The organism is Mycobacterium basiliense (genome assembly GCF_900292015.1).
Classification (GTDB): Bacteria; Actinomycetota; Actinomycetes; order Mycobacteriales; family Mycobacteriaceae; genus Mycobacterium; species Mycobacterium basiliense.
Genome location: NZ_LR130759.1, coordinates 3624068 through 3647589, shown reverse-complemented (window position 1 = coordinate 3647589; position 23522 = coordinate 3624068). Strand labels below are relative to the sequence as shown.

The 23522-nt window shown below is 64.9% G+C and carries 19 protein-coding genes and 2 pseudogenes; 10 read left to right on the top strand and 11 right to left on the bottom strand.

Going from position 1 to position 23522, the window contains the following annotated elements; genetic code table 11:
• Positions 1-60: 60 nt before the first annotated feature.
• Positions 61-564: a class I SAM-dependent methyltransferase gene (locus tag MB901379_RS15340; protein ID WP_232021869.1), complete on the bottom strand. Its 504-nt coding sequence runs from the start codon at positions 562-564 to the stop codon at positions 61-63.
• Positions 565-1344: 780 nt separating this feature from the next.
• On the opposite strand from MB901379_RS15340, the pseudogene MB901379_RS15335 reads away from it, so the two are divergent.
• The 3 genes and pseudogenes from MB901379_RS15335 to arr all read left to right on the top strand — a co-directional run.
• A pseudogene (locus MB901379_RS15335) lies at positions 1345-2748 on the top strand (MFS transporter); the annotation flags it as partial.
• A 114-nt stretch (positions 2749-2862) separates the two neighbouring features.
• The gene (locus tag MB901379_RS15330; protein ID WP_158017437.1) at positions 2863-4020 is read left to right on the top strand and encodes a zinc-binding dehydrogenase; all 1158 of its coding nucleotides are present in this window, start codon (positions 2863-2865) and stop codon (positions 4018-4020) included.
• Between the two features lies 1 nt (position 4021).
• Positions 4022-4450 (top strand): NAD(+)--rifampin ADP-ribosyltransferase, encoded by a 429-nt coding sequence (arr, locus tag MB901379_RS15325; RefSeq protein ID WP_158017436.1) that lies wholly within the window; start codon positions 4022-4024, stop codon positions 4448-4450.
• A 38-nt stretch (positions 4451-4488) separates the two neighbouring features.
• Here the strand turns inward: arr and MB901379_RS15320 are convergent, their stop codons facing one another.
• A complete protein-coding gene (locus MB901379_RS15320) occupies positions 4489-4917 on the bottom strand; it encodes a nitroreductase/quinone reductase family protein (protein ID WP_158017435.1) in 429 nt (142 codons plus the stop codon).
• A 7-nt stretch (positions 4918-4924) separates the two neighbouring features.
• Positions 4925-5770 carry an oxidoreductase gene (locus MB901379_RS15315; RefSeq protein ID WP_158017434.1) on the bottom strand — a complete coding sequence of 282 codons (846 nt, stop codon included), beginning with the start codon at positions 5768-5770 and terminating at the stop codon, positions 4925-4927.
• A 73-nt stretch (positions 5771-5843) separates the two neighbouring features.
• On the opposite strand from MB901379_RS15315, the gene MB901379_RS15310 reads away from it, so the two are divergent.
• Positions 5844-6422, top strand: coding sequence for a TetR/AcrR family transcriptional regulator (locus MB901379_RS15310; RefSeq protein ID WP_158017433.1), 579 nt, complete (start codon positions 5844-5846; stop codon positions 6420-6422).
• 94 nt (positions 6423-6516) lie between these two features.
• Positions 6517-7347: an LLM class F420-dependent oxidoreductase gene (locus MB901379_RS15305; protein ID WP_158017432.1), complete on the top strand. Its 831-nt coding sequence runs from the start codon at positions 6517-6519 to the stop codon at positions 7345-7347.
• A gap of 69 nt (positions 7348-7416) precedes the next feature.
• Here MB901379_RS15305 and MB901379_RS15300 read toward each other — a convergent pair whose 3' ends face one another.
• Entirely contained in the window at positions 7417-8772 is a 1356-nt protein-coding gene (locus tag MB901379_RS15300; RefSeq protein WP_158017431.1) for an aspartate aminotransferase family protein, read from the bottom strand.
• The gene (locus tag MB901379_RS15295; RefSeq protein WP_158017430.1) at positions 8769-9284 is read right to left on the bottom strand and encodes an Lrp/AsnC family transcriptional regulator; all 516 of its coding nucleotides are present in this window, start codon (positions 9282-9284) and stop codon (positions 8769-8771) included. Before MB901379_RS15295 ends, MB901379_RS15300 begins: the two co-directional genes overlap by 4 nt.
• 121 nt (positions 9285-9405) lie before the next feature.
• Between MB901379_RS15295 and MB901379_RS15290 the strand changes: the two genes are divergently transcribed.
• The 3 genes from MB901379_RS15290 to MB901379_RS15280 all read left to right on the top strand — a co-directional run bounded on the left by MB901379_RS15290 (position 9406) and on the right by MB901379_RS15280 (position 14037).
• Complete coding sequence (locus tag MB901379_RS15290) at positions 9406-10896, top strand: gamma-aminobutyraldehyde dehydrogenase (RefSeq protein WP_158017429.1); 1491 nt, start codon at positions 9406-9408, stop codon at positions 10894-10896.
• Positions 10897-11000: 104 nt separating this feature from the next.
• Positions 11001-12218 (top strand): saccharopine dehydrogenase family protein, encoded by a 1218-nt coding sequence (locus MB901379_RS15285; protein ID WP_158019208.1) that lies wholly within the window; start codon positions 11001-11003, stop codon positions 12216-12218.
• A 100-nt stretch (positions 12219-12318) separates the two neighbouring features.
• On the top strand, positions 12319-14037 hold the full coding sequence (locus MB901379_RS15280; protein WP_158017428.1) for an APC family permease: 1719 nt from the start codon (positions 12319-12321) through the stop codon (positions 14035-14037).
• A gap of 32 nt (positions 14038-14069) precedes the next feature.
• Here the strand turns inward: MB901379_RS15280 and MB901379_RS15275 are convergent, their stop codons facing one another.
• Positions 14070-14828, bottom strand: coding sequence for a dienelactone hydrolase family protein (locus MB901379_RS15275; protein WP_158017427.1), 759 nt, complete (start codon positions 14826-14828; stop codon positions 14070-14072).
• Between the two features lie 241 nt (positions 14829-15069).
• Here MB901379_RS15275 and MB901379_RS15270 point away from each other — a divergent pair.
• A pseudogene (locus MB901379_RS15270) lies at positions 15070-15876 on the top strand (L,D-transpeptidase); the annotation flags it as partial.
• 76 nt (positions 15877-15952) lie between these two features.
• Here MB901379_RS15270 and MB901379_RS15265 read toward each other — a convergent pair.
• The gene (locus MB901379_RS15265; RefSeq protein ID WP_158017426.1) at positions 15953-16486 is read right to left on the bottom strand and encodes a hypothetical protein; all 534 of its coding nucleotides are present in this window, start codon (positions 16484-16486) and stop codon (positions 15953-15955) included.
• Positions 16487-16945: 459 nt separating this feature from the next.
• On the opposite strand from MB901379_RS15265, the gene MB901379_RS25050 reads away from it, so the two are divergent.
• Positions 16946-18232 carry a PE family protein gene (locus MB901379_RS25050; RefSeq protein ID WP_158017425.1) on the top strand — a complete coding sequence of 429 codons (1287 nt, stop codon included), beginning with the start codon at positions 16946-16948 and terminating at the stop codon, positions 18230-18232.
• 185 nt (positions 18233-18417) lie between these two features.
• On the opposite strand, the gene MB901379_RS15255 is transcribed toward MB901379_RS25050, so the two are convergent.
• The 4 genes from MB901379_RS15255 to MB901379_RS15240 form a co-directional block, all read right to left on the bottom strand.
• The gene (locus tag MB901379_RS15255; protein ID WP_158017424.1) at positions 18418-19341 is read right to left on the bottom strand and encodes an amidohydrolase family protein; all 924 of its coding nucleotides are present in this window, start codon (positions 19339-19341) and stop codon (positions 18418-18420) included.
• Positions 19338-20066 (bottom strand): enoyl-CoA hydratase/isomerase family protein, encoded by a 729-nt coding sequence (locus tag MB901379_RS15250; RefSeq protein ID WP_158017423.1) that lies wholly within the window; start codon positions 20064-20066, stop codon positions 19338-19340. Before MB901379_RS15250 ends, MB901379_RS15255 begins: the two co-directional genes overlap by 4 nt.
• 215 nt (positions 20067-20281) lie before the next feature.
• A complete protein-coding gene (locus MB901379_RS15245; protein ID WP_158017422.1) occupies positions 20282-22459 on the bottom strand; it encodes a glutamine synthetase III family protein in 2178 nt (725 codons plus the stop codon).
• A 335-nt stretch (positions 22460-22794) separates the two neighbouring features.
• Positions 22795-23478, bottom strand: a complete 684-nt coding sequence (locus MB901379_RS15240) for a TetR/AcrR family transcriptional regulator (RefSeq protein ID WP_232021868.1) — start codon at positions 23476-23478, stop codon at positions 22795-22797.
• Positions 23479-23522 lie beyond the last annotated feature (44 nt).

Genomic DNA, 23522 nt, shown 5'->3' with positions numbered 1-23522 from the left:
CGCAAATCGTCCGCGGATGAATGGGCTTCGCGGCTGTGACCGCGTGAGATTACCGCAGTGTCAGCGGGCCAGGTGAGCTCGTCGGGCGGTCAGGATGTAAGCGGGTGGCATATTACCGAGCACTGGGCGGCTGACGACAAGTTGGTCGAACCGTTCGCGTAATAGTGCCCGGAAGCGTCGCGCCCGTGGCGTGCTAAACGCACCCACGTAGTTGATTGTGGTGAACACCCCACATTCGGGATTTATCAGGCTGGTTATGCCGTCCATGATGTCGGTCTGGACATCGTCTGGGATAAGGGAGAAAGGCAAGCTCGTGATGACGGCGTCGACGTGGTACATCCCACGAGCTTCGAGTATGCGGGGGAGTGCTGCTGCGGTGTCGCAGACGACGTCCACCCGTGGGTAGCGCTCGGCCAGCCGTTGGGCGAACGCCGGGTTGAGTTCCACAGCGACGTGGCGACCTGCCCCAGCCAGCCGCCGTTGAATGTAGTGCGTCATCGGCCCGGTGCCGGGGCCCAGTTCGAGGACGTTGGGGTCGCTGAATTCGGAAAGCACGCTGGTCATCGAGCGCGCCAACGCGCGCGACGACGGCAGCACGGCGCCGGTTCTGCCAGGGGAAGTCAGCGCGCAGCGCAAAAATAAGCCGAGGTCTCGCAATCGCGGGATTCGCTCGGTGGGACTGGTCAATTGAGGGGGACTGTAAGTGATAGTAATTAGGAAACTCCTCACGCTTCTCGGCGTCGCAAAAGTGGATAGATCGCCGAGTTCGACAGTGTTCTCTCGCCCCTAGTTACCGAAAGTTACCGGTGTCGCCTGGAACGCATCTGAATGGCAGCTTGGCTTTACCTGTCAATCTAGGTTGACAACATTGCCGGGTTTCGATCGGGTCGGTTCACCCGATGTTTACCGTCCTATTGGTTCACCGCGACCGCAGTCGGGGCCGAGTGCACCGGCAAACCGTCTAATATCGCGGCTCCCGGATAAATCAACCCCGCGTTCGAACACAACCTGCCATCGCCGCTTGGTCCTTCGCGCAATACATTTCGCCATGCAAGCCAAGCGAGCACGCACTCAACGATTGCCGCCGCTTTTGCTGGACTGCGATTCATCCGGCTGTTTATCGTCTATAGCGCGGAGCATGTTTGTGCGAAACGGACACGGCGCCAGTTTCCAGCCGTGGCCGTAGGCGACGTGCTGCCACGATTTCGGGCGGCGACACGAAATGGGTGGACGGTCATGGCGATGACGCGGTTGGGCAGGGGGAAACGACGCGTCACACCGGCGACGTCGTGGAACCTTGGCAGTCGCACGGATTTTCGGGAACTGTGGGCGATCTTGGGTGTCATGCTGGTCGGCCGCTTCATGATCCTGGTCGACGCCACGATCGTCGCGGTGGCTACCCCAACCATCATGGCCGCGCTGAATACCAGCTACGACATGGTCATCTGGGTGACCAGCGCCTACCTGCTGGCGTTCGCGGTGCCGCTGTTGGTCGCTGGACGGCTCGGTGACCGGTTTGGCCAAAAGAACGTGTTTGTGTTCGGCCTCAGCGTGTTTACCGCCGCGTCGGCGTGGTGTGGTCTCTCCGGCAGTGTCGGCATGCTGATCGCGGCTCGCGCGGTACAAGGCATCGGTGCCGCACTGCTCGCGCCGCAGATATTGTCGACGGTCACCCATCTTTGTCCGCCGCAGCATCGCGGTGCGGCGATGAGCCTGTGGGGAGTTACGGCCGGGTTCGCCAACTTGATCGGGCCGCTGGCCAGCGGCGTGCTGGTCTACGCGCTGGGTTGGGAGTGGATCTTCTTCATCAATGTCCCCATCGGCATCGTCGGCCTGGCGCTGGCGGTCTGGTTGATCCCGGTCATGCCGACCCAGCGCCACCGGTTCGACTTGGTCGGTGTCAGCTTGTCCGCAATGGGCATATTCCTGATCGTCTTCGGACTGCAGCAGGGCCAGCCGGCCGGCTGGCAGCCGTGGATCTGGGTGGTGATCGTCGCCGGGGTTGGTCTCATGTCGGCGTTCGTCTACTGGCAGTCGATCAACGCCCGCGAGCCGCTGGTCCCGCTGCGAGTCTTCGGGGATCGGGATTTCACCATGTCCACCCTTGGGGTGGCGGCGATTACGTTCACGATGACGGCGATGACGCTGCCGGTGATGTTCTACGCGCAGGCGGTGTGTGGCCTGTCACCGATCCGCGCGGCGATGCTGACGGCATCGATGGCGCTCGTCAGTGCCTTGCTGGCCCCGATGGTCGGAAAGATCATCGATCGGTCCCGACCGCGGCCGGTGATCGGATCCGGTTTTTCGATGCTGGCGATCGGACTGATGTGGCTTTCGATCGAGATGTCCTCCACGACACCGATGTGGCGGCTGATGGCGCCGTTTATCTTCATGGGGGTCGGCGTGGCGTTCGTCTGGTCCCCGCTGGCGGCCACTGCGACCCGCAAACTGCCGGCGGAGCTGGCAGGAGCAAGCTCGGGGGTCTATGAGGCGAGTAGACAACTGGGCGCTGTCCTGGGCAGCGCCAGCATGGCGGCGTTGATGACATGGCGGATTAGCACCGAGATGCCGACGCTGCCGGGCGGTGTCTTGCCAACGGCCGCACCGGGCCGTACCGGCGCTGCCGTGCTATTGCCGGAATATCTGCGTGCGCCGTTCTCCACGGCGACAGCGCAGACGATGTGGCTGCCCACGCTGGTCGCAGTGTTCGGTATCGCCGCCGCGTTGTTCATGGTCGGGTTCACGGCGGCAGAGGCCCGCGGTGTGGCCGAGCATTCGGGAAGATTTCGGCGGGCGTCGTGAGTTCATAGGTGCTGAGCGTTCGTCGGATCGCAACTCGGATAGGAACGGAGTACCACCCTCATGACCGGTGATCTGCCTGATACCGCACTCGAGCTGCGTTCGTTGGTGACGTCTGGTGGCGCGCTTGAGCTCTCGCTGCACGACGTTCCCCTGCCTGTCCCCAACGCCCACGAGGTGGTGGTGCGGGTGGAAGCCTCGCCGATCAACCCGTCCGACTTGGGTCTTCTGATTGCGGGTGCGGACATGACTGCTGCCACGGTCGCCGGCGCCGCTGAGCGTCCCGTGGTCACCGCCCCGGTGGGAGAGAAGGCTCTAGACGCACTGGCGGCGCGACTCGATAAATCGCTTCCGGTGGGCAATGAGGGAGCGGGCACCGTGGTGGCCGCGGGGTCATCCGCTGCGGCTCAGGCCCTGATGGGAAAGACGGTGGCGATCGCGGGTGGCGCCATGTACGCGCAGTACCGAGCCGTCGATGCGGCCGCATGTTTGGTCTTGCCTGAGGGGACGACGGCACGGGCCGGCGCATCGTCGTTCGTCAATCCGATGACGGCGCTGGGAATGATCGAAACTATGCGCCGCGAAGGGCATTCGGCCCTCGTGCACACCGCCGCAGCATCAAACCTCGGTCAGATGCTGGTCAAGCTCTGCCAAAAGGACGGGATACCGCTGGTCAATATAGTCCGCAAGCCGGCGCAGGAGCGGTTGCTCAGATCGCTCGGCGCAGTCCATGTCTGCAACTCGGCATCGCCATCGTTCTCGGCCGATCTTGTCGAGGCTCTCAAAGCCACATCCGCGACGCTTGCCTTCGATGCCACCGGCGGTGGAACGCTGGCCAGCCAGATCCTCAACGGTATGGAGGTGGCGGCCAACGCGACGGCGGCGGAGTACTCCCGCTATGGATCCAGCGTGCACAAGCAGGTGTACATCTACGGTGCCCTCGACGGCAGTCCCACCGTGCTGCAAAGGAACTTCGGGATGGCCTGGGGCGTCGGCGGGTGGCTGCTTACTCCGTTTCTGCAGAGCGCGGGCGCCGAGGCTTTCGCTCGGCTGCGGGCCCGGGTCGCCGACGAGCTCACCACGACGTTCGCCAGTCGCTACACTCGGGAGGTCTCGCTCGCGGGCATGCTCAAAGCCGATGCGTTCACCGAATACGTCAAGCGAGCGACCGGGGAGAAGTTTCTCGTGACGCCGCACGCGGCCCCCGCGGATAGGGACTAGCGTGGCTCGCGCGCCGAAACCTTTTGAAGTGCACGAGTCGGGTGCGTTCCTACACGGCACCAAGGCCGATCTATCGGTGGGTGACGCGCTGGTGCCCGGGCGCCGGTCCAACTACGGCGTCGCCCGTGTCTCGAACCACGTTTACCTGACCCAAACATTGGATGCCGCGGTGTGGGGGGCCGAACTGGCCATAGGAGAAGGCCGGGGCCGCATCTATATCGTGCAGCCGGAAGGCCCGCTGGAGGATGACCCGAACGTGACGGACAAACGCTTTCCGGGAAATCCGACACGCTCCTACCGCACCCGTGCGCCGGTCAGAGTCGTTGGCGAACTAACGGATTGGGTGGGCCATTCGGCCGAACAGCTGCACGCCATGCGGGACAACTTGGCTGACCTCGAGCGCCGAGGACTTGACGTCATTGACGACTAGGCCATCGGGCCAGGCGCCTGCGCGCCACCCGCGCCCGATCAGTCGGTGAAGTCGATCCGCACCGACACTGGTGTGGTTTCCAGCGCCTTTACCACCGTGGCTCCCAGTCGCCCGAACTTGCGGCCCCGCGCGACGACGTCGTCATCCGGCCGCAACACCGCGACACCCGTGCGCCACTGACTGCCCTGTCGCACACGGATATTCGGGTTATCAACGATGTTTCGTCCCCACCCGGAGCGGGTGCCATGCTGGCAGATGACCCACGCACCCTTGCTATCGAATTGCGCGGATACCGGAACGCGGCGTACCTGCCCGGTCTTGCGTCCGATGGTCTCCAGCTCGGTAGCCAGCGCGGTTCGCAGTCCCAGTGCGCCCATCGCCTTAACTGCCGGGTTGAGCAGGTAGCGGCCCAGCGCACGTTCCCTGCGGAACTTGCGCAGCGTCTTGTGGTCTTTGGTGTTCGTCATGGCGATGTCACCGGCCGGCAAGTGCCGGGGTCGATCGCTGCCTGTTCAGTCCGCTTTGCTTGCGGATGCCGCTGCCCAGCAGGGCGGCTGGCGCGATGCGCTTGAGCAGCGTCAGTTGCCGCGCCTGGCGGCCGGCGGGGTAGCGCAATTTGATGCGCTTATCGGTGGCCGCGGCGTAGGTGGCTTCGGCGACGACTTCGGGCAGTTCGGCGCTACGAATTTTCTCGGCGACCGTGGCTCGGACGGCCGCACGGTTGTCGGCGTAGGCCGCCTGCGGTGTGTCGGCGTCCCACATGTTTGCCTCGAAATCCGTTCGAGTGTAACCGGGTTCAACCAACGACGCGCGCACACCGTACTCGCGAAGTTCGTGGTCCAGCGATTCGGTGTAGCCCTCCACGGCGTGTTTGGACGCCGAGTACAGGGCCGCATAGGGCGCGGGGAGGAAGCCGAGGACCGAGCTGATGTTGATGATGCGCCCGCTGCCACGGCGGCGCATGTGCGGTAGCACCTCATTGGTGAGACGGAGGACGCCGAAGAAGTTGGTGTCGAATAACGAACGGGCCTGCGCGATCGAGCTTTCCTCGCCGGCGCCCAGGATTCCCAAACCCGCGTTGTTGACCAGGACGTCGATGCGCCCGGTCCGGTCGATAACCTCTGCCACCGCCGCACGGACCGCGGTGTCGTCGGTGACGTCCAACGCCAAGGTCTCGACGCCGGGGATCGGGGAGAGGCGCTGAGGTGCGCGTGAGGTGCCGAACACACGGAAGCCCCCGTTAACCAGCTTCCTTGCGATGGCGGCGCCGATACCAGAGGACACTCCGGTGATCAGCGCGACGGGCGGTGTGGATGTCATGGGCGAAGCCTCTCCCTGGGTTATACCGATTGGTCTACCCCAGAGTAGTAGACCAATCGGTATACTGCAAACTATGACCGCTCGCGAACGCCTGATCGACAGCGCCATCGAACTGCTGCGCCGCAACGGGGTGGCCGGCACCGGCCTGGCCGAACTGCTCGAACACAGTGGTACCGCGCGTCGGTCGGTCTACGTCAATTTTCCGGGCGGCAAGTCCGAATTGATGGCCGAGGCCACCCGGACGGCGGGCCGGCACCTGGATTCGACGCTGGCCGGTACCGCGCCGGACGGTGATGGGCGTGAGTTGTTGGCGGAGTTCGTGCAGTCCTGGAAGGACTCGCTGCGCTCCAGCGGCTACACCGCCGGATGCCCAATCGTCGCTGCTGCGCTCGGACGCACGCAGTCGCCCTCGGCCGCCGACGCCGCCGGTGAGGCATTTTCCGCATGGCAGACGATGCTCGCCGAACGCTTGCGGGCCGATGGGGTAGAGATCGACGATGCCCAATCGCTAGCCACCACCGTGCTGGCCGCCATCGAAGGCGCCGTTATCCTGTGCCTGGCCGCACAATGCACCGATCCCATGGACCGGACCGCCCGGATGCTTGACCGGCTCATCGCCCAGTACACGGGTCGGGGCGAACGGGTGCAATGAATCTTCTGGGGCGCAGCCATTTCTCGGCTCGCGGAATAATCCGTTGGCGCGGGTTGTCTCCGGTGATGCTTAGGCGACAGACAGGGGTAGCGTGATGAAGTTCGGGATCTCCACTTTTGTCAACGACGACAGCATCGACGTGGTGTCACTGGCGCGTGCGATCGAGGAGCGCGGATTTGAGTCGTTGGTGGTCGCCGAGCACACTCACATCCCGGCCAGCCGCGAAACGCCCTATCCACTCGGGGGCGAGCTGCCGAGTATCTACTATCGCACTCTCGACCCATTCGTCACGCTGGCCGCGGCCGCGGCGGTGACGACAAAGATCGAGTTGTTCACCGGGATCGCCTTGCTGATTCAGCGCGACCCGATCATCACGGCCAAGGAAGCCGCGAGCATCGACTTGATCTCGGGCGGCCGGTTTGTGTTCGGTGTGGGCGCCGGCTGGAATATCGAAGAGTTACGCGACCACGGCACCGACCCGACGACGCGTGGTGCACTGCTGGACGAACGCATCGAGGCCATCAAGGCGCTCTGGACCGATGAACCCGCCGAGTACCACGGCAAGTATGTGGACTTCCCCCCGTCGTACAGTCGGCCAAAGCCAGTGCGGCAACCCCATCCGCCCATCTTTATCGGCGGCAACTCGGACGCCACGGTCAAGCGTGTGGTTCGCCATGATGCAGGCTGGATCTCCAACCCGCTGCCGGTGCGGGAGCTCACCCGACGCGTCGACCAGCTGCGCAGCGCCGCCGGACATGACGTCCCGCTAGCCATGTTCGGCACGCCCAACAAGCTCGACTACTGGCGCGCCGCCCAAGACTTGGGTTTCGGCCAGCTGGCGTTGCTGCTGCCCACCCGAGGGCGAGACGAGTCGCTGCGACTGCTCGACGACTACGCTAGCCAGCTAGCTCGGTATCGCGACTAGGTTGGCGCGCAGCGCGCGCGAAGCGATTCGTCCGGCGTCCGGGCGCCCGTCAGGCGGACCCGGACAAACCTATAGCCTGCTCCAGGCCTCGGTGAGTACCCCGCGCAGAATCTGCTCGATCCGGTCGAACTCCTGCTGGCCGCTGATCAGCGGCGGCGCCAGCTGCACCACTGGATCGCCTCGATCGTCGGCGCGGCAGTAGAGCCCGGCTTCGAGCAGCGCCGAGGATAGGAACCCGCGCAGCAGCCGCTCGCTCTCCTCGTCGTTGAAGGTCTCCTTGGAAGCTTTGTCCTTGACCAGCTCGATGCCGTAGAAGAATCCCTCACCGCGCACATCGCCAACGATCGGCAGATCGAGCAGCTTTTCGAGCGTGGTGCGGAAAGCGGGCGCGTTTTCCTTGACGTGATCGTTGAGGCCTTCCCGTTCGAAGATGTCGAGGTTGGCCAGCGCCACCGCGGACGACACCGGATGACCGCCGAACGTGTAGCCGTGGGCAAATGTTGTCTTGCCGTCATTGAACGGCTCGAACAGCCGGTCGGTGGCGATCATCGCGCCAATCGGCGAGTATCCGGACGTCATGCCCTTGGCGCAGGTGATGATATCGGGACGGTATCCAAAGTCGTTGCATGCGAACATCGATCCGACCCGACCGAACGCGCAAATCACCTCGTCGGAGACCAGAAGTACGTCATATTCGTCGCAGATCTCCCGGACCCGCTCGAAGTAGCCTGGCGGCGGCGGGAAGCACCCGCCCGCGTTTTGCACGGGCTCCAAAAACACCGCGGCAACGGTATCGGGTCCTTCGAACTCGATGGCCTCGGCGATTCGATTGGCCGCCCACTGGCCGAACTCCTTCGAGTCGTTCGCATACGGTTTGGGTGCGCGGTAGAAGTTGGTGTTCGGGACCCGCACGCCGCCGGGTGTGATCGGCTCGAAGGGGGCCTTGAACACCGGCAGCCCGGTGACGGCCAGGGCGCCGTGCGGAGTGCCGTGGTAGGCGGTGAAACGCGAAATTGCCTTGTACTTCCCGGGTTTGCCGGTTTGTTTGAAGTATTGCTTGGCAAGTTTCCAGGCCGACTCGACGGCCTCGCCACCGCCGGTGGTGAAAAACACGCGGTTGAGGTCACCCGGTGCGTAACTCGCCAGGCGTTCCGCGAGCTCGATCGCGCTCGGAGTTGCATATGACCACAACGGGAAGAAGCTAAGCTTCTCCGCCTGCCGAGCGGCCGCCTGGGCGAGTTCGGTGCGGCCGTGGCCGGCCTGCACCACGAACAGTCCCGACAGGCCGTCGAGGTAACTCTTGCCGCGGTCGTCCCAGATGGTGACGCCTTCGCCGCGGGTGATGATCGGCGGCGTGATGCCCGCGCCGTGCCGGGAGAAATGCCCCCACAGATGGCGGTTTGCTTTGGTTGACAGTTCGGTCATTGGACTCCCCAGTTATATTGCTGCTTAACGAGTTTGAGGTATACGAGCGTCTCGGTCGAGAGCACGCCGGGCAAGGCTCTGATTTGGTGGTTCAGTAGGTCGAGCAGGTCGCCATCGTCTTTGCAGACAACCTCGGCGATCACGTCAAATGTTCCCGCGGTCAGCACAACGTAGTCGATCGCGGGAATCGCTGCCAACTGCGTTGCCAGCTCTCGGGTGTCCCCGGTGGTGCGAATACCGATCAGCGCCTGGCGGGCGAACCCTAGCTGTATGGGGTCGGTGACCGCCACGATTTGCATCACTCCGGTGTCGGTCAACCGTTGCACCCGTTGGCGGATGGCTGCCTCGGAGAGGCCGACGGATTTGGCGATCGTCGAGTAGGGGCGCCGGCCGTCTTCCTGCAACTCCTTGATGATGGCTTTGGACAGATCGTCGAGGGGAGTGGGAGAGCCGTGGCCAGTGGGGCGCGAAGGTTCCGGTTGGCTGCCCACCGAACCGCCGGGACTGGTCATGACCAACATTATGCACGAAATCAGTCGACAATATTCGCATCTGCCACTGAAAACATCAGGAAGATGAAAAATTACTGTGGAATCCGTAGCAGAACGGCTTGTGGTCGGCTATCTTGACGCCATGACAGCGACGATGTCGGTGGCCGGAAGCTGGGTCAACGGCGGGGCCCGCTCCACGACCGGGCGCCCGCACGCGGTGGTCAATCCCGCGAACCAGGAGACCGTGGCCGAGTTGACGCTGGCCACACCGGCCGATGTCGACGGCGCCGTCGCAGCGGCGCGTCGCGCCCTGCCGCAGTGGGCCGGTGCGACCCCCGCGGAACGTTCGGCCGTGCTGGCCAGGCTTGCCGAGCTGGTCGAGCAGCGCGCGCCCGAACTCGTCACGGAGGAGGTGCGCCAAACCGGCAAACCCCTGCGGCTGGCCGAAGAATTCGACGTACCGGGCAGCATCGACAACATCAGGTTCTTCGCCGGCGCCGCGCGGCGCCTGCAGGGCCAGGCCACCGCGGAATACTCCGCCGACCACACGTCGAGCATCCGGCGGGAAGCGATCGGCGTGGTGGCAACTATCACGCCGTGGAACTATCCGCTGCAGATGGCGGTGTGGAAGGTGATGCCGGCCCTGGCGGCCGGCTGCACCGTCGTCATCAAGCCGAGCGAGCTCACTCCGCTCACCACACTGACGTTGGCGTTGCTGGCCGCCGAGGCCGGCCTGCCCGATGGTGCGTTGAACGTCGTCACGGGGTTGGGCGCCGAGGTGGGGACGGTACTGGCGGCTCACCCGGGCGTCGATCTGGTCACCTTCACCGGTTCTACCGCGGTGGGCCGCAAAGTGATGGCGGCCGCAGCCACGCATGGGCACCGCACGCAGCTGGAGCTCGGTGGCAAGGCCCCCTTCGTCGTGTTCGACGACGCCGACCTGGATGCCGCAATACACGGAGCGGTGGCCGCTGCGCTGATCAACTCGGGGCAGGACTGCACCGCGGCCACGCGCGCCATCGTCGCTCGCGACGTCTACCATGACTTTGTCGCCGGGGTTGCTGATGTGATGTCGACGGTCGTGATCGGCGACCCCATGGACCCCGACACCGATATCGGGCCGCTCATTTCACTCGCCCATCGCGACAAGGTTGCCGGCATTGTGGCCAGGGCGCCGGGGGAGGGGGCCCGCGTCGTCATCGGCGGTAGGACACCGGATTTGGCCGGCGCCTTCTATCCGCCGACATTGCTGGCCGACGTCGATGAACGGTCGCAAGCCTATCGGGACGAGATCTTCGGCCCGGTTCTCACGGTACGTCCGCACGACGGCGACGACGACGCGCTGCGCCAGGCCAACGACACCGACTACGGTCTGGCGGCCTCGGCATGGACTCGTGACGTTTACCGTGCGCAACGGGCCTCCCGCGAAATCTCGGCCGGCTGCGTATGGATCAACGATCACATCCCAATCATCAGCGAAATGCCGCACGGCGGCGTGGGTGCGTCCGGGTTCGGCAAGGACATGTCCGACTATTCGTTCGAGGAATACCTCACCGTCAAACACGTCATGAGCGACATCACTGGATTCGCCGAAAAGCCATGGCACCGAACGGTTTTTGCTTACCGAACCTGATGTGCGCAGCCGTCGAATTCGGCAGAAAGGTCTAGATTCAGCGTGGCTAGTTTCCAAGCTCCGGGTAGGTGGGCATCGGTGGTGCCGCAATGACGACGACACCGATGCGGATCTTGTTGGTCGGGGCGGGCGGTGTCGGCGCGGCATTCTGTTCGATTGCTCAGCGCCGCAACTTCTTCGAGCACGTGGTGGTCTGCGACTACGACGAGGGAAAAGCACGTCGTGTCGTCGAAGCGGTGGCCGATCCGCGGTTTTCCCCAGCGGCCCTTGACGCCGGATCCGCCGAAGCGGTGGCCGCTGCGGCGCGTCGCCACCAGATCAGCCATGTGATGAATGCCGTCGACCCGCGGTTCGTGATGCCGATCTTTGACGGGGCGCTGGCTGCCGGCGCCGACTACCTCGACATGGCCATGAGCCTGTCTCAGCGACATCCCGAACGCCCCTATCGGCTGACCGGGGTGAAGCTCGGCGACGAGCAGTTCGCCGCCGACGAGCGCTGGCGCGCGGCTGGTCGGCTTGCGCTGGTGGGGATGGGGGTCGAGCCAGGGCTTTCCGATGTGTTTGCCCGATACGCCGCCGATCACCTGTTCGCCGAGATCGACGAACTGGGCACCCGCGACGGCGCCAATCTCACCGTCGACGGGTACGATTTTGCGCCGTCGTTCTCGATCTGGACCACTATCGAGGAATGCCTCAACCCGCCGGTGATCTGGGAGCAGGACCGTGGCTGGTTTGTTACCGAGCCTTTCAGTGAGCCTGAGGTTTTCGATTTCCCGGCCGGTATCGGCCCAGTGGAATGCGTGAACGTGGAACACGAGGAAGTGCTGCTGATGCCCCGCTGGGTGAAAGCCAAGCGCGCTACCTTCAAATACGGTCTGGGTGCCGAGTTCATCGAAGTACTCAAGACGCTACGCAAGCTGGGGCTGGATCGAACCGAGAAGATCACCGTCGGCGGCGTGCACGTCAGCCCGCGCGACGTCGTCGCGGCCTGTCTGCCCGATCCGGCCACCCTCGGACCGAAGATGCATGGCAAAACCTGTGCAGGGCTGTGGGTGACGGGGACCGGAAAAGACGGCAACCCGCGATCGACATATCTGTATCACGTCGTCGACAACCAATGGTCGATGAGCGAGTACGGACATCAGTGTGTGGTTTGGCAGACCGCGATCAATCCCGTTGTGGCGCTGGAACTGTTGGCCAATGGGACCTGGAACGGCGCGGGCGTGCTGGGCCCGGAAGCATTCGACTCGGTGTCCTTCTTGGAGCTGCTTAGTGCCTACGGCTCGCCGTGGGGCCAGCAGGAGGTACCAACCCGCGGTTGAACGCCAAGCCAAACGCGGTTTCGATTTGCCAGATCATCGACAGTGGGGCACCTTGACGCTGAACGGATAAACCTGCCGTCAACCGAGCCAAGGAGATTGAGTGAGCCAAGGTGAGCCCACCAGCACCGCCGTGGAAGGCAAGGGGCTCAAAGGCGGTGCCGTGGGGTTGCTGTCCAGCATTGTCATCGGGACGGCCTCCACCGCGCCCGCCTACAGCCTGGCGGCGACCTTGGGACTCATCGTGGCTAGCCGCGGCGAACTGCTCTGCGGTGTCAAAGCGCCGGCGATTGTGCTGCTGTCGTTCGTCCCGATGTACATGATCGCGGTCGCCTACCAAGAACTGAACAAGGCCGAACCCGACTGTGGGACGACATTCACGTGGGCGTCGCGCACCTTCGGGCCGATCACCGGATGGCTCGGAGGCTGGGGCATCATCGCCGCCGACGTGATAGTGATGGCCAACTTGGCCGAAATCGCCGGCTCGTACTCGTTCACGTTCGTTGGCGAACTCGGCTGGCATTCGGCGATCAACCTGGCGCACAGCACGTTGTGGTCCACCGTCGCCGGCGTTATCTGGATCGTGGTGATGACCTACATCTGCTACCGCGGCACCGACGTATCGGCCCGGCTGCAGTACGTGTTGCTGTCCGTCGAACTCGTGGTGCTGGTCGCTCTGGCTGCGGTCGCGCTGACCAAGGTGTATACCAACCACGGCGAACCGGGTTCGATACGGCCCTCGTTGTCCTGGCTGTGGCCCAGCGGTCTGGACTTTGGTACCCAGATGGCCCCGGCACTGCTCATCACGATCTTCATCTACTGGGGGTTTGACACCGCGGTGGCGTGCAACGAGGAAACCGAGGACCCTGGCCGCACTCCCGGGCGGGCGGCCGTGATTTCAACATTCCTGTTGCTAGCCACCTACGCCGTGGTGACGGTGGCGAGCATCGCGTTCGCCGGCGTCGGCGTTGAGGGCATTGGCCTGGGCAATCCGGATAACGCCGACGATGTTTTCGCCGCGATCGGGCCGGCGCTGTTCGGGGACGGCGTCCTCGGCAAGCTTGGGCTGCTGTTGCTGTCCGCATCGATCCTGACGTCGGCCTCGGCCTCCACGCAGACAACTATCCTGCCCACCGCGCGCACCACGCTGTCGATGGCGGTGTACAAGGCGCTGCCCGAGTCCTTCGCGAAGATCCACCCCCGCTACCTCACGCCGACCGTGTCGACGATCGCGATGGGCGCGGCGTCGATCCTGTTCTACGTGCTTTTCACGTTGGTCAGCCGGAACCTGTTGAGCGCGCTCATCGGTTCGGTCGGGTTGGTGATCGCGTTCTACTACGGGCTGACCGGATATGCGTGCGCCCACTATTACCGCGCCACGCTCACCAAATCGCTGCGCGATTTCGTGATGCGCGGAGTCGTGCCCCTGCTGGGCGGGGTGGTGTTGACGGTGGTATTCATCTTCGGCCTGATCGAATACGCGAAGGTGGATTGGCTGGTTGAGAACGGCCACAACGTCACAATCCTTGGATTCGGCGCGGTGGCTGTGGTTGGCGTGGGCTCGATGCTGCTCGGCGTGGTCGTGATGGTGGTTTGGTGGGCGGTCGCGCCCGGTTTCTTCCGTGGCCGGACGCTGCATCGCCAGAGCGCTGACCTGCTGCTGGAGCCGGCCGCGTCCCCGACCGCGCACCTGGCGTTGCCCGACTCCGGCGACATGGCGACGGTGATCGCCGAAGACCTGTCCAACTTGCCGGCGGGTGAAACCGCGGTCAATCCGCAGACCGGCGAGCAATTGACCAAGGGCGCCAGCGGGACGTCTTAGACGCCGTGGACGTGTAGCCCTACCGGAACAAGTCAGCTGCCGCTTCCCGGGTGGGCGGCGAGCGCCGAACCAAAGAAATCCCGCACCGCGTCCCAGTGTCGGCGAGCCGCGGCCGCGTCGTAGCCGGGATTGTCCGGCACGGCGAATCCGTGTTCAGCGGTGTACGTTTCGATCGTGTGGTCTACCCCGGCCGCGCTCAGGGCACTCTGCAGCGTTGCGGCCTGATGCGGGGGAAACAATTCGTCGTTGTCCGCTGCGGCGACATACACTTTCGCGCGCATCCGATCAGCCAGCAGATGCGGACTATTCGGGTTGTCCGCGGCTAGCTGACTCCCGTGAAATGACGCGGCGGCCGCGACACGATCCGGACATCGTCCGGCGACGATCAGCGAAATGCGTCCGCCCCTGCAGTACCCACACACACCAAAGGTGTTGCCGCACAATTCTGCCCGCGTGCTCAGATAGTCAAAGTATGCGACGGCGTCGCTGGCCATCATGTCGGGAATGAGGCTGTCGCCCAGTGCCATCATCCGCGCACGCTCGGTGGGATCGGTGAATGCCGACGGCATGGAGAACGACGGGTAGCCCCGATGACGGTAATACATGTCCGGCAGCAACACCGCATAGCCGAAACCGGCCATCGTTGCCGCCATCTTTTGAAAGATGGGTCGAGATCCGCCGACGTCGGGGTACATCACGACACCCGGTACCTTATGGGTGGTCGCGGGCAGAAAGAGGCTCACCGAGCAGCTGCCGTCGGGTGTGAACACGCTGTCTTGCACATGGGGCACAGTGACGTTCTACACGCCCGCGCTCCCTATCCCAACACCATGGCTGCGATGCGCGGGTGGGGCGGCGGCGCGATCGATCCGTGACCTGCGAGGCCATTCATCAGATGGGCGGGTCGTGACCAAATCTTGTCGAAGACTTGACCATTCAGCCCGCGCGTGCCTGCGGCCCCGCCGTGCTGGCGCCCCTAACATCGTCGAGACAACAACGACAATTTGGTCATCTCAAAGGGTGATAGACGCGATGCGGGCAGCTGTTCGGTCTGTTCTGGTGGTGATCGGGATCGCTGCGGCAGTGGTCGCGGGGCCCGCTGATGTGCGCTTGGCCGCGGTGAGTCGGTCGGATGGCTACTTCGCCATCGAATCGATGCTCCCCACGCCGGGCGAGGCGGTGGGTGTCGCACACCCGGTGGTGGTGCGGTTCGGCATGCCGGTCGCTGACCGGCACGCGGCAGAGCGTGCCATTGACGTGAAATCGGCGCCCGCGATGACCGGCAAGTTTGACTGGCTCGACAACAACACTGTGCAGTGGGTTCCGGACCGATTCTGGCCTGCCCACAGCACGGTGGCGCTGTCGGTGGGCGGCCTGTCCACTCATTTCAAGACCGGCGCAGCGGTCGTCGGTGTTGCCGACATCGCCAATCACACCTTCACCGTGACCATCGACGGGGCACCGGCGGACCCATCACCTCGACTACCGGCGCCCCATCACCGGCCGCATTGGGGTGAAGAGGGGGTGATCCCGGCCTCGATGGGTAGACCGGAGTACCCGACCCCGGTCGGCACCTACACCGTCCTGTCGAAAGACCGCTCGGTGATCATGGATTCGAGCAGCGTCGGTATCCCCGTCACCGATGCCGACGGGTACCGACTGACGGTGGATTACGCCGTGCGCATCACAAACCGCGGCCTGTATGTGCATTCCGCCCCGTGGGCTACCCAATCAATGGGGCTGGAGAATGTCAGCCACGGCTGCATCAGCCTGAGTCCCGCCGACGCCGAGTGGTACTTCAACACCGTTCACGTTGGCGACCCGGTTATCGTGCGGGAAGGCGTTGTGCCAGAAGAGAAATCGGCCGATCCCAGCCCCGTGCATGGCGGCACGGCGGACCCGAGCTAACGGCAGTTCACGGGTTGCAGCACGGCGGAAGCGGCGCCGTGGCCGCAGCCAACGTCGCCGGCGCCGGCGCCGGCGGTGGGCCGGGCAGCACCACCGGATCAGCACTCAGTTCCCGGTCTTGATGAGTTGGCACGCCCTTGCCGGTAGCGGCCTGCTGCAATAGCGGCGCGCCGGCCGGCGTGCCATCCGGCCCTCCTGCGGCCGCCGGCAGCGGCGTACCTGCGATTACCGGAGCACCTGCCGGCAGCGGGGCGCCAACCGGCAATGCGCTCGCCGGCAGCGCGGCTGCGCCAGGCAGCGCGGCAGGTAGCGCCGGACCAAGCGGGACCGCCCCAGCGACCGGCGGACCAGGCAGGATCGGCGCGATCACCGGCGGCGCACCAGCGGGCGCGGCAAGCCCCGCCATCTGTTCAAGGCAGGTGGGGCCGCCCAGCGGCAGCGGGGCGCTGGTCGCGCCCGGGCTAGCGGCCAAGGCGGCCCCGAAGAGCCCAGCGCCGGCAGCCAGCATGATGCTGAATTGATCAAACTTTTTCAACGCCACTCTCTCGGGATCGTGCTCATGAAGATAGCTGCGCAATCGAACGGCGCGGGCGGAACTGTATCGCCGTCCTACGGAGTTTCCTAGGCGAGCGGCCGGATTAGTTGCGGAACCGATACCGGGCGCCACCCACCGTAACCGTGTCGTTGTCAAAACGATGAGCATCGGATGGTCGTGGCGCGCTCACAGCTCCAGTGCCGGTGCGGCGCGCACCAAACACATGCCACGGCAATCCCATTGGGGATCCAAAAGCGCGATCACCTGCTAGTTACCAAAGGCTGACGTTGGGTGCCGGCCGGGCATCGCGGACAGCCAACCCCTCGCGTCGACGTCGGGTGTTGGGGGTCCGCGACGTGTCGCAACCCTGGGATGCCGCCCCCGATCGCGATAGGATTTGCGCTGTCAGCGCAATCAAAGACGATTCGGCCACCGGTCGAGTCCAGAAATAGGGGTTGTTCGCCCATGTCGTACGTGGTCGCGGCGCCGCACGTGTTGGCGGCAACGGCCGGGGATCTCGCCGCGATCGGTTCGACGATGCAGTCAGCCAATGCCGCCGCTGCGGTCCCGACGGCGGCGGTGTTGCCCGCCGGCGGTGACAACGTGTCGATGCTGATCGCGGCGCTGTTTGGCGCCCACGCGCAGGCTTATCAGGCCCTTAGCGCCCGAGCGGAGCTGTTTCACGACCGGTTCGTGCAGGCCCTGCAGGCGGGTGCGGGCTCCTACGCCAATGCGGAGGCCGCCAACGCCTCACCGCTGGAGACGGTGCTGGGCGCGGTAGGCATGTCGAGTGAGAATCGGGCCGGTGGTTCACCAATCGGCAACGGCGTGCTGGGCGGCGGGAAGAACGGCGGCGCCGGCGGCCTTGGCGGAATCGGTCAAACCGTCGCAAACGGCTGGAACGCGGACGCGGTCGGTAGTGGCGTGCTCGGCGGGCCACATGACGCTGGCCAGCTCGGCGGCAACGCCGGACCGGTCGGCCCTGGCGGTGCCGGCCCGACCGGACCGGGCGGTGGTGGTTCCGCTCAGCACCTCACCCAATCCAACGCTGTTGGCGCCACCGACAACGGCGCCGCGCTCGGTGCCGGCGTTCAGCACGGTGGTGTCGGGGCCTCGGCCGGCGATACCGCGCCCACCCAGCACAGCAGCGCCAGCGGCGGGGTGGTCACTGACAACGGTGGCGGTAGTGACGGCGTCGGCGTCGGCGTCGGCGTCGCCGGCGATGCCGGTACCGGCGGCCTGGCTGGCCCGGGGGATGCCGGTGCCGCGGGTGCCACCAGCTGGTGGGGCGGCCACGGCCCCGTCGTCGCTGCTAGCCACGGCGGCCCGGGCATGGGCTACGGGACGACCCCGTGGGTCGGCGCACCTTGGGCGGGCGGCGCGATCGCAGATTCCGGTGTCAGCGGCGGCCTGGGTGAGGTTGGGACACCGGCGGCACCGGCGGCCGTCTCGGCGGCGGCCTCAGTACCTGCGACTCAGGCCCCGGCGTTGCACCCGGCTAACCCGCTGCACCCCAGCAACTCTGCGCAGCACGGAGACCCCGGGCGCCGGGTTGAGGCCCAGCGTGACGCCCCGACACTGTTCCTTCCACTGACCAGTCTTCGAGGGTTGCGCCAAAAGCTGAAGAAGCGGTCCGGGTTGCGGGCTCAAAGTGGACGGCTCAGAGACTCCGCCGATAACGAAAGTCGTCGGCCGTGGGGGCGTGACGAGCTGCTGAGCGCCCTTGGTCTTCGACCGCCCGGACACGAATGAGCGGCCGCCGACCCGCCCATGCACGAGCAATTTCCGCTGCCACCCGCGTGGCGAAGACCGAGCCTGGCCGACGGTCGGCGGCGACTGGAGCGCCCGTGGAGTCGTCGACCTTCATGCCTTGACCAACGAGCTTATTTGCCCGAATAGCCGATCGCCCCGGCTGAGAATGGCCGGTAAGCGTGCGTTTACTCATCGAGCCGCAGCAGCCGAGTGGCGTTGCGCCACAACCAGTCCTCGAGGACTTCGCGCCGGACCGGCAGCGCGCGCATCTCGTCGCATAGTTGGGCGTAGGGACGGTTAAAGAGAAACCCGCCGCTGCCGTAGATGACTTTGTCGCGGATGGTCGTCTGCCCGAAACGCATCAGCGGTTCCCATCCGGTGCCCGTCGACGCAAAGTACTTGGGACGGTGTGCGGCCAGCTCCAGGTAGACATTGGGATGTTTCCACGCGATCAGGCATGCCTCGAGCACCCAGGGATAGCCGCCGTGACTCATCAGAATCGTCAGCTCGGGAAACCGGCACGCGACATCGTCGATGTGGCGTGGGTGACCCAGATCGCTGGGCCGAGTCCGAGTCCAATTGGCCGACGTGTGGATGGAAAGTGGGACACCCAGTTCGATGCACTTGGCGTAGAAGGGGGAGTAGGCCGGATCGGATGCGGGGCGCCCAATCATGAAAGGGCGCAGGCTTAGACCGCGGAAACCGTGTTCTAGCACCCAACATTCGAACTCGTCGACGGCCGAGCTGCCGGCCATGATGTCGGCGCCGGCGAACGGTATGAATCGCTCGGGATGGCGCGCCGCCAGTGCGGCCACCGGGGTGTTGTTCACGAAAGTGACTCCGCACGTCGACTTTTCGTCGAACCCCGTGATCAAACTCCGGGTGATGGCGGCGTCGTCGAGGGACTGAAGTATGTGCTCGTCGCTGCAGCGTCGCGTCGCTACATAGTCGCTAAACACCTCGGCGCTGATGGCTTGTTTGCTAAAGACTGCAAAGTACGACAAAAGTTCGGCGGGAAAGCCAGCCCGCAGGTCGTCGATGATCTCGGTGGATGGCACCACCGGCGCCCACATATCGACGACGGGCACCCGTGGCTCGGCCGGGGTCATGGGGTGCTCCGCGGGCCCGACGAACCCTGCAAAAACTCGTCGAACACCGCGTCGTGCTCCACGGCAAAGGCTTGCTCGAAGGTGGCGCTAGGGCTGCTCACCACGTAGCGCTTGGTGAACTCGAGCGCGGCCTGGGGAGCCTCGAGAATGGTGCGCGCGACCGCCAAAGCGTCATCGAGCACCCGCCCGGGTTCGCTGACGTTGTTCACCAAGCCGACCCGCAGGGCCTCGGTCGCGTCGATTCGCCGTCCCGTCAGACACAGGTCACGTGCTACCCCCATGCCGACGATCCACTGCAGCGGGGTAAACAGCGGTGGCGCACCGAATTTGATTTCGGGATGTCCAAATACCGCATTGGTCGAGGCGATTCGAAAGTCGCACAGCACAGACAGATCCATACCGCCGCCCACCGCCGGGCCGTTGACGGCGGCCACCAGCGGCTTGGCGAACTGCCAGACGGCGAGGTGGTAGCGATGCGAGCTGTCCCGAATCCGTGGCGCGAGATCGGCCTGCGCGAATTCGCCGAGGTCGAATCCGGCGCAAAACGTCGACCCCGCTCCGGTGAGCACGACCGCGCGGACTGCCGGATCGGTCGCCCAGTTGTCGAGCTGGTCGCTGATCTCCTCGCGAACCTTGATCGACAGCGCGTTGCGCCGCTCCGGTCGGTCCAGCGTTAGTGTCGCGACGCCGTCGTCGGCTACCTCTGTGGCAATGTCGCGGGTCATCGATCCTGCACCTCCGATCTGTCGAGACACTGAGCATGCGCCCTCGAGGTGCCGGCCGACAAACGCCCTGGCAACGTGAACTCGCATGATGCCGCGTGGGAGTGACTACGACGAGCAGGGGTGTGCGCCGACAGTGGCCCGGGTCGTCGGGCGTGGGGGCCCTGAATCACCAGCGGACGCGCATGCACGTCCGACCCCCACGCCCGACGGGCTCATCAGAGGATGTAGAGCATCTCCTGGTAGGTGGGCAGCGGCCACAAGTCGTCGGCGACAACGCTTTCCAGCGTGTCGGCGGCGTCGCGCACCGCGTCCATCGCCGGTAGCAGCGCTTGCTGCGCATGCCTGGCCTCGGTGAGCGCGGTGTCCGCCGAGTGCTCGGACAGCGCCGCCTTCAGTGTCGCCAGCGCTGCGGAGAGGTCGGCAAGCGGAGCCGAGATCGCTTCGAGTGCCGCCATGCTCGGTTCAACGCCGGCGGCTTTCAGGGTAGCGACGTTCTGGGCGAGTTCGGTCTGGTAGCGGATCGCCGCGGGCAGGATGACCGTGGTTCCCATCTCCAACGTCAGCCGCGCCTCAACCGCGATGGTCAGCGCGTACTGCTCCAGCCGTACCTCGTAGCGGCTGTGCAGCTCGCGTTCGTTGAACACGCCATATTTCGCGAAGAGGTCGATCGACTCCGGCTTGATCAATTCGGGAATGGCGTCCAGCGAAGTCTTGAGATTGGGCAAGCCGCGCTCGGCGGCCTCGATCTGCCAGTTCTCCGAATAGCCGTCGCCGTTGAACACCACCGCACCGTGTTCGCTGATGATCTCGGTGAGCAGCTTCTGCACGGCCTTATCGAAATCCTCCCCGTTCTCGACGGCCTTCTCCAGGATCGTGGCCATGTAGTCGAAAGAGTCGGCCATGATGGTGTTCAGGATGGTCATCGGGACAGCGACCGTTTGCCCAGAGCCCGGCGCCCGGAATTCGAATCGGTTGCCGGTAAACGCGAACGGGCTGGTGCGGTTGCGGTCACCGGGATCGGTGGGTAGCGGCGGCAAGGTGTCGACACCAATGATCATGGTGCCTTTGCCTTTCGACGATGTGGCCGCCCCTTTGGCGATCTGCTCGAACACGTCGGCGAGTTGCTCACCGAGGAAGATCGAGATGATCGCGGGCGGGGCCTCGTTGGCGCCCAACCGATGATCATTGGTGGCCGATGCCACCGAGACCCGCAGCAGCCCGGCGTATTTGTGCACGGCACGGATCACCGCGGCGCAGAACACCAGGAACTGGGCATTCTCGTGCGGGGTGTCGCCGGGGACGAGCAGTGAGCCGAGCTCGGCGTTACCGACCGAAAAGTTGACGTGTTTGCCCGAGCCATTGACGCCGGCGAATGGCTTCTCGTGGAACAGGCATTCCATGCCGTGCTTTTTGGCCAAAGTCTTGAATACCGTCATCAGCAGCTGCTGGTGGTCCGAGGCGATGTTGGCGCGCTCGAACATCGGTGCCACCTCGAACTGGCCGGGAGCCACCTCGTTGTGCCGGGTCTTGGCGGGGATGCCGAGTTTGAACAGCTCGCGCTCGGTGTCCATCATGAAGCCCAGGACCCGCTCGGGAACCGCGCCGAAGTAGTGATCGTCGAACTCCTGGCCCTTGGGCGGCTTGGCACCGAAGACGGTGCGACCCGCGTTGACCAGATCGGGCCGGGCCAGGAAGAAGTGCCGATCGACAAGGAAGTATTCCTGCTCGGGGCCGCAGAACGAGACGACCTTGTTGGGGTCCTTGTGGCCGAACAGCCGCAGAATCCGCTCGGCGTGCACGCCCATGGCCTGCTGGCTGCGCAGCAGCGGAGTCTTGTAGTCCAGGGCATCCCCGGTCATCGAGACGAAGATTGTTGGAATGCAGAGGGTATTGCCGTTCGGGTTTTCCAGGACATAGGCCGGGCTGGTGACGTCCCAGCCGGTGTAGCCGCGCGCCTCGAAGGTGCTGCGTAACCCACCCGAGGGGAAGCTGGAGGCGTCGGGTTCGCCCTGAATAAGGGTCTTACCGGCGAATTCGGCCAGCGTCTGTCCATCGGAGGTGGGTTCTAAGAAGCTGTCGTGCTTCTCGGCGGTCAGCCCGGTCATCGGGTAGAAGACGTGGGCGTAGTGGGTGGCGCCCTTCTCCAGCGCCCAGTCCTTCATCGCGACGGCGACGGCGTCGGCGATCGCGGGGTCCAGCCTGGCGCCCCTCTCGATCGTCGCCAGCACCGACTTGTAAACCGATTTGGGTAGGCGGGCCTGCATCTCGGCTTTGGTGAAGACGTTGGAGCCGAAGATCTCACCGGGGGTTTCACCCGCGACGAAGCTGACGGCTGGGGGGACATATGCCTCGACGTTGTTGATCGCCTGCAGACGAACAGCGTTTCCGCTCAATTGAGCTCCTAAGCACTGAGGGGGTCCACGATTTCTCGACCGTGTGGACCGCCTCACCTTAAGAAGGTTCGATGGCAAACTTGTTACGCCGGTGTCAACGGTGGACCCACAACGGTTGCGAACGTGAGAACCGGCCGGGCGTCGTGGCCCCGAGCCCAAATCACGATCGGGGTGATGCGGGCGGGCGCGAGCGTGTGCGCGATGGTCCCGTCCTCGACCCGGCCGCGCCGGAACGGTGTCCCGGCGCGGCCGGGTCGAGGAGGCCCATTTTGTCGATGACGACGGCGTGGTCGATGACGACGGCGTGGTCGATGACGACGGCGAGCACGCCCGATTCACGACGCCTGCGGGAACTCCAGCTCCTCGGTGAGGTAGCGCTGCAGGTTCGGCGCGATGGCTCGCGCGATGTCCTCGGCGGGCATCGACGCGAACGGCTCGATCTGCACGATGTAGCGAGCCATGACCACGCCCAGCAATTGCGACGCGACAAACTGGGCGCGGATCGCGCCGGTGCCTGGCGGGTTGTCGACCAAAGAACCCACTTCGGCGGCGACCACTTCCTGCAGGAAGGAGCGGGCCAAACTCGCATCTCCGCCCTCGAACACGGACCGTAGGGTGGCGATCAACCCAGCGCCGAGTTCGGAATCCCACAACGGCAGCAGCGTGGACGGCAGCGTGAAGCCGAGTTCTTCGACCGGAGTCTTCCGCATGTGGCCCAGCACCTGCTTCGGGTCGATCGGAAGTTCGATCGCGGCGGCGAAAAGCTGCTGCTTGGTTCCAAAGTAGTGGTGCACAAGCGCCGAATCCACGTCCGCCGCCGCGGCCACGGCCCGTACCGATGTCCGTTCGACACCGTTGCGCGCAAACAGTTCGCGAGCAGCGGCGAGGATACGCTCGCGAGTGTTGGAGTTGTTGCCACGCGGGCGGCCGCGCCGTCGGCGCTGCTCGTTGTCGGTGCCGCTACCAGCGGTTGCGTTGTCGTCGCTCCGGAGGTTGTCGTGGGCCGCTGCATCTCGCACGCCAAGCGGTTCCCCAGAAACATGCAATGTTCTAGCTTGGACCG